General features: G+C 73.0%; 9 protein-coding genes. 2 read left to right on the top strand and 7 right to left on the bottom strand.

Annotated features, from left to right (window positions below; all coding sequences use genetic code 11):
* Window positions 1-2: 2 nt before the first annotated feature.
* Window positions 3-308: a hypothetical protein gene (locus ACWGDE_RS32390; RefSeq protein WP_453392608.1), complete on the bottom strand. Its 306-nt coding sequence runs from the start codon at window positions 306-308 to the stop codon at window positions 3-5.
* 75 nt (window positions 309-383) lie between these two features.
* The gene (locus tag ACWGDE_RS32385) at window positions 384-959 is read right to left on the bottom strand and encodes a YdeI/OmpD-associated family protein (protein ID WP_453392607.1); all 576 of its coding nucleotides are present in this window, start codon (window positions 957-959) and stop codon (window positions 384-386) included.
* A 119-nt stretch (window positions 960-1,078) separates the two neighbouring features.
* On the opposite strand from ACWGDE_RS32385, the gene ACWGDE_RS32380 reads away from it, so the two are divergent.
* Both ACWGDE_RS32380 and ACWGDE_RS32375 read left to right on the top strand, forming a co-directional pair.
* Window positions 1,079-1,420: a hypothetical protein gene (locus tag ACWGDE_RS32380; RefSeq protein ID WP_453392606.1), complete on the top strand. Its 342-nt coding sequence runs from the start codon at window positions 1,079-1,081 to the stop codon at window positions 1,418-1,420.
* Window positions 1,421-1,660: 240 nt separating this feature from the next.
* Window positions 1,661-1,870 carry a hypothetical protein gene (locus ACWGDE_RS32375; RefSeq protein WP_453392605.1) on the top strand — a complete coding sequence of 70 codons (210 nt, stop codon included), beginning with the start codon at window positions 1,661-1,663 and terminating at the stop codon, window positions 1,868-1,870.
* Here the strand turns inward: ACWGDE_RS32375 and ACWGDE_RS32370 are convergent.
* The 5 genes from ACWGDE_RS32370 to ACWGDE_RS32350 form a co-directional block, all read right to left on the bottom strand.
* Complete coding sequence (locus tag ACWGDE_RS32370) at window positions 1,867-2,052, bottom strand: DUF6381 family protein (protein ID WP_453392604.1); 186 nt, start codon at window positions 2,050-2,052, stop codon at window positions 1,867-1,869. The genes ACWGDE_RS32375 and ACWGDE_RS32370 overlap by 4 nt on opposite strands.
* 234 nt (window positions 2,053-2,286) lie before the next feature.
* A complete protein-coding gene (locus ACWGDE_RS32365) occupies window positions 2,287-3,087 on the bottom strand; it encodes an NPP1 family protein (protein WP_453392603.1) in 801 nt (266 codons plus the stop codon).
* Between the two features lie 117 nt (window positions 3,088-3,204).
* Window positions 3,205-4,431, bottom strand: a complete 1,227-nt coding sequence (locus ACWGDE_RS32360; RefSeq protein ID WP_453392609.1) for a serine hydrolase domain-containing protein — start codon at window positions 4,429-4,431, stop codon at window positions 3,205-3,207.
* 134 nt (window positions 4,432-4,565) lie between these two features.
* The gene (locus ACWGDE_RS32355) at window positions 4,566-5,483 is read right to left on the bottom strand and encodes a C40 family peptidase (RefSeq protein WP_453392602.1); all 918 of its coding nucleotides are present in this window, start codon (window positions 5,481-5,483) and stop codon (window positions 4,566-4,568) included.
* A 159-nt stretch (window positions 5,484-5,642) separates the two neighbouring features.
* Window positions 5,643-8,678, bottom strand: a complete 3,036-nt coding sequence (locus ACWGDE_RS32350; RefSeq protein WP_453392601.1) for an nSTAND1 domain-containing NTPase — start codon at window positions 8,676-8,678, stop codon at window positions 5,643-5,645.
* Window positions 8,679-8,688 lie beyond the last annotated feature (10 nt).

Genomic DNA, 8,688 nt, shown 5'->3' with positions numbered 1-8,688 from the left:
GATCAACAAAAAAAAATTCGACGGACGAAGGGCGCCTCCATAAGATACACCGGGGACAGCGACCACGGCGCCTCCGGCGTGGCCGCCCGCCGCCCGACGGCCGGCCGCGCGTCCACCTCCTCGGCGAACTTCGCCGCCGACTCGTCGCGCCAGGCGTGGGGGAATACCCGCGTGCCCCGCTCCACCGCCACCGTCACCGAGGTCGTGAACGACAGCACGTCGACGACCACGAGACACGCGGCCTCCGCCGCGATCCGCCCCGCCCCGACGGGCCCCCACTCGAACCGCGCCCCACTACCCGCCGGCAAGAACCAATTCTCCATACCGGCCGACAATGCCACCGAGGACCGGGCGGCGAGAACCGGGTGGCACGAGCCGTTGTGTCAGTGGGTGGTGCTCCGGGCCAGGAGGCCCACGGCCTTGATCAGGCGGGTCCGGCGCAGTTCCGGGGTGAGGGCCTGGAGGAGGGGGAGGACGACCAGGTACTGGCCCGTGCGGTCCAGGGCCTCGAAGGCCGATCGGGCGGCCGGGTTCGCGGCCAGCGCCTCCGTGACGTCGGGCGGGACCTCCGCCGTCCGCTGGGAGGCGTACGCCCCCGCCCAGCGGCCGTCCTCCTGCGCCTTGCGCACCTCGGCGAGGCCCGGCTCGCGCATGCGGCCCAGGGCCGTGAGCTCGGCGACCTTGTCGACGTTGACCTGCGACCACAGGCTCCGGGGCCTGCGCGGCACGTACTTCTGCAGGTAGTACCGCTCGTCCAGGGACCGGCGCTGCCCCGAGATCCACCCGTAGCAGAGCCCGGTGTCGACCAGCTCGTCCGCGGAGACCGAAGCGATCCCGGAGGACTTCTTCGCCAGCTTGACCCACACGCCCTCGTGCCGGGTGTGGTTCCCGGCCAGCCAGTCCTCGAAGGCTTCGTCATCCGCGAAGGCGATGACCTCCACGCCGTCCAGCTCGTCCATGGGGTCACAGTAGTGCCCGGCCCCCGGACCGGGAGGGCCTCGCGGGTGCGGGATAATGATCGGCGGCGCGGGCCCGGTTCGCGCCGGAGAACCGGAACGAACCCGAGATGGAGCCCCCGATGGACGTACGTCACTTCGAGCGGATCACCGCTTTCATCGAGGCGCGGCTCACCCCGCTCTTCGCCGAGGAGACGGGCAGCGACAACGGCTTCGCCATGGACGACACCTCCCGCGCCCTGCGCGCGCTGCGCAACGCGGCGCTGGAGGCGTCCGTCGCCAAGGGGCTCATCGAGCAGCGCGAGAGCGCCGAGCCGGCGGTCCGCCGGGTCATCGACCAGGCGGTCGAGCACCACTGGGACGTGCTGCGCGGCATCGCCCGCCAGTGGGAGGACCACGCCGACTTCGTACGCGAGTTCAAGCGCCACGCCTGGGAGCTGGACGAGGCCCCCGCGGCTCGGTAGCCGTCCGCGGCGCTCGAGTACTGGCGGTCTTCAACGCCTGCGGCTAGGCTCTGCGTTGCTCATTGCGAGAGCCACAAGCACTGGCGACGTGTCCGATGGGGGACAGTGCTTCCCTCTCGACAGGCAATGAGCACCATGAGTCTCTAATCGTCGCAGAGCCTCAGCAGGCCATCCGCAAGCGGTGGTCGAGCTGAGGCTGCCCGCCGACTGGTCGATCACCTTCGTGAAGGGGATCGACTGGTGAGGCTGACGTTTCTCGTTCAGGTACTTCTTACACTTCTGTCCTTCGTGTCGTCGCTGTTGGTGGCGGTGGTGGCGGGGGTGCTTTCGCATGAGGCCGGGGCGCAGGCGGCCAGTGCGGTGCTGTACGGCGGCGGCGCGTTCATCGGCTGGATGACGCTTTGCGTCACCGTGCTGACCGCACTCGGCCTGCTCGGGCGTCACGGCTAGCGCAGGTCCATGCCCGGGTCGTCGATGACGCGTTCCCGTTCGGCTTGCTCCTGCAGGCGGCGGGCCTTGTCGCGCAGTCGTTGGCTCTCCTCGGGGTCGGCCGACCGCGCGGCGGCGTCGTTCAGTTCCTTTGCCTTGTCGCGCAGCTGCCGGGACCGGCCGTGGGATTCGCCTGCACTCATGATCACTCCTGGGCGCTGTGGGGGGACGGCGAGCGCAATCCAGCGAAACAGCCGCACGCACCGGGCGCATCTCGAGGAGCGCCGCTGCGCCACCGGGGCCCCCGGAGCACGGCGACGGCCGTGGCGCAGTCGGGTGAACGCGGGGTACGGGTGGTGGGCTGGTGCGGGCGCAGGGGTGCGGCCGGGGAGTGCTCGCCCGGCCGCGCCCCCTCCGGCCGCTCCGGCCGGTCGGACCTACGCGTTGGGATCGAAGGGGATCCCGGCCGGCTTGGCATTGGTGAGGTGGCCGTTGAACTGTCCGTCCTTGATGCCGAGCAGGGCGCTGCCGAAGTCGGCCTGGCTCAGCTTGTCGCGCAGGCCCGCGGGGTAGCCGTTCCAGCCGACCAGCGGCGGGTACTGCCAGGTCCCCTTGTGGTTCTCCGGCGGCTCGTCGTTGGAGTTCGCCGCGCGGAAGCAGTGCGTGCCGATGCCGTCCTTGTGGTAGACGATCTTCGGGTGGGTCCCGTCGAACCGTATCTGCGAGGCGGCGTGGACCTTGAAGTTGCCGTGTTCCGAGGTGGAGACGTAGGCGACCTGGTTGTTCTGGATCCACACCACGACGTGCTCCCAGTCGTGCCGGTGGCCGGCGCTTCCGGGGCCCCACGAGACCTGGTCCTTCTCGAAGTAGAGCGCGTACATCACGGCGCACCAGCCGTTGTTGCACTTCGCGCGGGAGTAGCCGTTGGTGTTGTTCAGGTCGGAGAGGTCGTGGCAGCTGCCGTTGACGGTGCCGCCCATCTTCAGGCCCCCGTTGATGGTGCCGTCCGGACCGATGGCGGGGGTGGAGTAGCAGCCGTCCCCGTCGTAGTCGTAGGCGGGCTGGAAGGTCTGATCGAGCCCGTCCGCGTTGGCGGGCAGGGCCGGGGGCGGAGCCGCGTACGCGGTCGCCGGGACGGCGAGGACCAGCGCGGCGGCCCCCGCCGTGGCCGCGAGCATCCTGCGGGGCCGCAGGCCCGGACCCTTCCGGGAACGCTTCACGGGCGGTGCGTCGGCCATCGTGTCCTCCTCATCGGTCACACGGGACAACACCCGTGTGGGAATGCGGAGTTCAGCTTTCCCGGTCTCCCGCCCCCAAGCCAAGGGGCGGGAGCCGCCCGTGTCCGGGAATCGCCGTCAGCCGCGCTCCGGGAGGTCCGCCTCCGCGGCGGCCGGGCCGAACGCGAAGCCGCGCGCCGTGGCCGCGCCGGCGGCGGTGGCGGGAGCGGGGGCCTTGCCGCAGAAGGCGGCCTCGAGGGTGCCGCCCAGGGCGGTGTTGGCCTGGCCCCGGTTGGAGGTGTTCGCCATGGCCGAGAGGGACCGGCTGCCGTCGCGGGTGGTGAAGGCGTACGTGTAGAAGCCCTGCACCGTGCCCGTGTGCCCGTACACCTGCGTACCGCAGGAGAGGTCGTAGCGGCGCAGACCCAGCCCGTAGAAACGGGTGTTGGTGGTGTCGGTCGGGGTCATCGTGAGCATGGCGTCCAGCGTGCCCGGGCGCAGCAGCTTCCCGCCGACCAGGGAGGACATGAAGGTGCTGAGGTCGGCCGCGTTCGAGATCATCGCACCCGCGGACTGCGCCCAGGACACGGTCTGTTCGGTGGAGTCGACGAGCGGGGCGCCCGCCTCGTCGGGGTGGAGGTAGCCGTTGGCGTGCAGGCCCTTGATGGCCGTCTCGGGGTGGACGTACGAGGTGTTCTTCAGCTTGAGCGGCTTGATGATGCGCTTCTCGTACGCCTTGGAGACCGGCTTGCCGGTGGCCTTCTCGATCAGCATCCCCACCACGACGAAGTTGGTGTTCGAGTACTTGTACGCCACGCCGGGCTCGGTGGTCCTCGGCTCGGCGAGCGAGAGGCCGACGAGCTCCTCGTACGTGAACACCTTGTTGCGGACCGCCTCGAAGCCGGGCACGGTCTGGTCGAACATCGCGTTCGTGTAGTCGGCCAGACCGCTCCGGTGCGTCAGCAGGTGGCGCACGGTGATCCGGTCGTCGGGCAGCAGCCCCGGCAGGTAGTTGTTGACCGGCCGGTCGAGCTCGATCTTCCCCTCGTCCACCAGTTGGAGCAGGACGACGGTGGAGAAGGTCTTGGTGACGCTGCCGATCCGGAAACGCGCCTTCGGGTCCATCGCCGCGCCCGTGGTGCGGTCCCGGACGCCCTCCACCCTGCTCTGCACGCCGTCCGGACCGGTGAAGCGCGCCATCGCGCCCGGCGCGCCGGCGGCCGTGGTGTTGCGCAACGCCTGCGTCAGCGCCTCCAGATCGGGCACGGCGACCGTCGGGACGGCGGACCGCGTCGCCGACTGCGCCACGGGCGCGGCCTGCGCGGCGGTGGCCGGCAGCAGACCGCCGGCCACGACGGCGAGCAGGGCGGCACCGACGGCGAGGCGCCGGTCCAGGAGACGGGAAGGGGTGACGGAGGCGGAAGGGGAGGCGGAAGGGAAAGGACGCACGTTGCTCCTCGATCGGGGGTTTGCCGGTTCGTTTCAGACCTTACGGATGATCAAGGGCAAGCAGGCACGCTTTCCAGCCAAGCCGGTCCCTGGACATAAATGTTCGTCATCCAGGCCCCGTAGTCCGGAAGGTACGACCAGACATCGTTGGTGTAGCCGTCGGAAGTCACCTGCTCGGCGTGCTTCTGGCACTCGACGCGGATCGTCGTCGGCCCGGGCAGGGCGTAGACCCGCGCGGCCCCCGTGGAGGGCTGGGCCTTGGTCCACACGCCGGTGCCCCAGGTCCGGAAGACGTGCCCGGTGACCGGGCCCGTGTCCACGCGCACGGCCCCGTAGTAGCCGTTCTCCAGCCGCACGTCACTGACCATCAGCTTGGTGCCCGACTGCCTGGCCTCCACCATCTTGCCCGCGCCCAGGTAGAGGGCGATGTGGTGCAGGTCCTGGGAGGTGCCCCACACCAGCAGGTCGCCGGGGAGCAGCGGGGCCAGCCCCTGGGCGGCGGTGAAGCGTGCGGCCGCGCGGTGCGTGTAGTACTGCGCACTGGCGACCCCGTCCAGCGGGTCCGATCCGGTGGCCCGCGCGTAGGCGTGCCGGACGAGTCCCGAGCAGTCGAAGCCGAGCCGTTCGGGATCGTGCTCGCTGGCCGGGTCCGTGGGGTCCACCTGCCCGTACGTGGCACCGGGCTGCGGGCCGTGCCCGCCGCCCCACGTGTACCAGACGCCCTTTCCCACCTCCTCGCAGGCGGCGCCGACGGCACGCTCGGCCGCCGCCGAAGCGCCCGGCGCCAGGACCCGGCACGCCCCTTCGGCGGACGCCGGAGCGGAGGGGGTGACGAGGAGCAGGGCCAGGAGGGCGAGGAGGGTTCCGACGAGCGCCGTCCGGCGCGGACCCCTTCGGTGGATCGGGCGGAGCGCGAGCGGCGGGAGGGGAGAGCGACGTAGGGGATGGAGCCGAAGCAAGTGGCGCATGGGCGGACCTCGTTCCTCGGGTGCGATGCGGATCCAGCGTGGCGGCCACCGCCGGGCCGCGTCGAGAGAGGAACGCGGCACCACACCGACGGGCAACGGGAAACCCTGGGGAAACCCCCTCCGACCAGCGCGGCGCCCGCGCCCGGTGTCCTGCTCGTCCTAACCGTCCTGCCCACCCGGGCAGTCGAGCCCCGCGCGCACCGGCAGGCCGGGAACCAGGGTGTGCCGTTCGCGCGGCCCGATGCCGTCGACCGTCCGGCAGATGTCCGCCAGCCGCGCCGCCGGATCCGGATTCCACAGGCGTACGGTGCCGTCGTTGCTGCTGCTCGCGACCGTACGGCCGTCGGGGGAGAAGGCGACGCCCCAGACCGCGTTCGTATGACCGGAAAGCGCGGCGCGGAGCCTGCGCCCGGCCACGTCCCACAGCCGCACCGTACGGTCGTTGCCGCTGCTGGCCAGCGTCCGCCCGTCGGGGGAGAAGGCGATGCCCCGCGCCGAGCCGGTGTGGCCGGTGAGCACGGCGGTGACGCGCCGTCGCCCGGTGTCCCACAGCCGGACCGTGCCGTCGTTGCCGCTGCTCGCCAGGGTCCGCCCGTCCGGGCCGAACGCGACGGCCCGTACCGCGCCCGCGTGGCCGGTGAGCACGGCGAGCGGGCGGCGCCCGGCCACGTCCCACAGCCGCACGCTCAGATCGTCCCCGGCGCTGGCCAGGGTCCGCCCGTCAGGGCTGAAGGCGACGTCGTTGGCGAAGTCGGTGTGTCCGGTGAGGGTGGCGAGGTGGGTGCGGGTGGCGGTGTCCCAGAGGCGTACGGTGCCGTCGGCGCCGGCCGAGGCGAGGGTGCGTCCGTCGGGGGCGAAGGCCACCGAGAACACGGTCCCGGTGTGTCCGGTGAGGGTGGCCCGGACCCGTCGTGCCGCCACGTCCCACAAGAGCACCGTGTGGTCGGCGTCGGCCGTGGCCAGCGTCCTCCCGTCGGGGCTGTAGGCGGCGTGCCAGACCTCGGTGAACGGACGGGCCGTCAGCACCGGCCCCCGCAGGTCCCACAGCACCACGGACTGGTCGAAGGCGGCGGTGGCCAGCACCGCCCCGGCGGGATCCACCGCGACCGCGAGCACGTAGTCGGTGTGCCCGGCGAGCGTAGCCGTGAGCCGGCCGCCCCGGACGTCCCACAATCGGGTGGTGCCGTCGCCGCCCGCGCTGATGACCGTCGTACCGTCGGGCGTGTAGGCGACGGCGTTGACGTCGTCGCTGTGCCCCGTGAGGGTGGCGAGGACGGTGTGCGCGGCGGCGTCCCACACCCGCACCGTACGGTCGACCCCGCCGGTGGCGACCGTGCGCCCGTCCGGGGCGAAGGCCACCCCCAGCACCTCGCCGGTATGACCCTCCAGGACGGCGGGCGGACGGACCCGCGCCGTGTCCCACAGCCGTACGGTGCCGTCGGCTCCGGCCGAGGCGAGCGAGCGGCCGTCCGGCGCGTAGGAGAGGGAATCGACCCGCGCGGTGTGCCCGGTCAGCGTCGCGATCTCGCGGTGTTCGCCGTCCGGGTCCAGCAGTTGTACGGTCCCGTCGGCGCGGCCGATGGCCAGGGTGTGCCCGTCGGGGGCGAAGGCCAGCGCCCTGGCGCCCGCCGTACGCTCGGGCAGCACCACCGCCTCGCCCGGTCCGGCGACGGGCCAGAGCCGGACCGGGCCGCCGGTGGAACCGGCCGCCAGGGTCCGCCCGTCGGGGCTGAACGCGACCGTGCGCACCCGGCCGGGCAGGGTGAAGGAGGAGACCGTGCGCCGGTCGGCGACCCGGCGCAGCAGCACCCTCCCGTCGGAGCCGGCCGTCGCCATGAGCGCCCCGCCCGGCGCGAAGGCCACCGCGTTCACCGGTCCGTCGTGTCCGCCCAGCCGGGCCAGGAACGGCTGGGACTGGGTGCTGAGCAGGGCGCCGCGCGCCTCGGGCGTGGCCTCCGCGCGGTAGGCCTCCCCGGCGAGCAGCATGGAGGCCTCGGGCTGTCCGGCGGCCAGCGAGAGGGACCGCGCGGCCAGGGCCTGCGAGCGGGCGGTCCGCTCCTGGGCGAGCGCCCCGGAGCGCTGCTGGTACGCCACCCCGCCGGCGGTCAGCGCCAGGACGAGCAGGACGACGAGCGTGGCCAGCATCCGCTGACGCAGCCGGACCTGGAGCCCGGCCTGGCGGGCACGGGCCTCCTCCGCGGCCCGGCTCGCCCGCAGGAACTCCGCTTCGAGGCCGCTCAGCCGCCCGGCGTCGAGCTCGTCGGCCCAGGCCAGGGCCGTGTCGAGGCGGGTGCCGCGGTGGAGGACCGAGGGGTCGCGGCCCTCGCGCACCCATTCGGCGGCGGCCTGGGCCAGTTGCTGGTGGACGAGCAGCCCGGCCCGGTCGGCGTGGATCCAGCCGCGCAGCCGCGGCCAGGCGTGCAGCAGGGCCTCGTGGGTGATCTCCACGGTCTCGCTGTCCGTGGTGACCAGCCGGGCCCGTACGAAGGCGTCGAGTGCGGCCGAGGTCCGGTCTGCGTCGGCCTGCCCCTCCAGCAGGGCGGTCCGGCCGACCCGGCGCCGGGTGGGCACCGCCCCGTCGGCGATGTGGACCAGCCGCACCAGCAGCCGCCGGACCGTGCGCTGTTCGGCCGGATAGAGACCGGCGAACACCTGCTCGGCGCTGCGCGCGACGGCGCCCTGGATGCCGCCGGCGTACTCGTACCCCGCGACGGTCAGGGTGGACCCCTCGCGCCGCTGCCAGGTGGCCATCAGCGCGTGGGACACCAGGGGCAGGGCGGCGGAGGGCGCGTCACCGGGCCAGGCGGCCTCCGGGCCGGGGTGCGCGGGGCCGGCCGGTGCGGTCCGGTCCGCCGCCTCCCGTACGCCCGCGTCCCGCAGGAGCAGCGGGACCAGGCCGGGCTCCAGGGTGAGCCCGGCGAGCTCGGCCGGACGCGTGACGGACTCCCGCAGCTCCGCCACGGACATCGGCGGCAGGACGAACAGCCCGTCGGTGAAGACCGAGGCCAGCCCGGGAAGGTCCAGGCAGTCCCCGGAGAAGTCGGCGCGCACGCCGAGCACGACGGCGGCCGGGTCGTACCCGGTCCGCGCGGGCCGGGACACGGAGACGGCGCGGAGCACCCGTACGAAGGCGCGGCGCTCCTCCTCGTCGGCGCAGAGGGTGAACAGCTCCTCGAACTGGTCGACCAGAACCACAATACTCTGA

This window comes from Streptomyces sp. NPDC054956 (assembly GCF_053609185.1).
Note: the sequence above shows the minus strand (reverse complement) of the source record. Positions and strands in the feature narration are given on the sequence as shown.

Bases quoted from the DNA above. Each gene is read 5' to 3' on its own strand.
- ACWGDE_RS32385 (WP_453392607.1), bottom strand. From the start codon at position 959: ATGGACGAGCTGGACGGCGTGGAGGTCATCGCCTTCGCGGATGACGAA.
- ACWGDE_RS32380 (WP_453392606.1), top strand. From the start codon at position 1,079: ATGGACGTACGTCACTTCGAGCGGATCACCGCTTTCATCGAGGCGCGG.
- ACWGDE_RS32370 (WP_453392604.1), bottom strand. From the start codon at position 2,052: ATGAGTGCAGGCGAATCCCACGGCCGGTCCCGGCAGCTGCGCGACAAG.
- ACWGDE_RS32365 (WP_453392603.1), bottom strand. From the start codon at position 3,087: ATGGCCGACGCACCGCCCGTGAAGCGTTCCCGGAAGGGTCCGGGCCTG.
- ACWGDE_RS32355 (WP_453392602.1), bottom strand. From the start codon at position 5,483: ATGCGCCACTTGCTTCGGCTCCATCCCCTACGTCGCTCTCCCCTCCCG.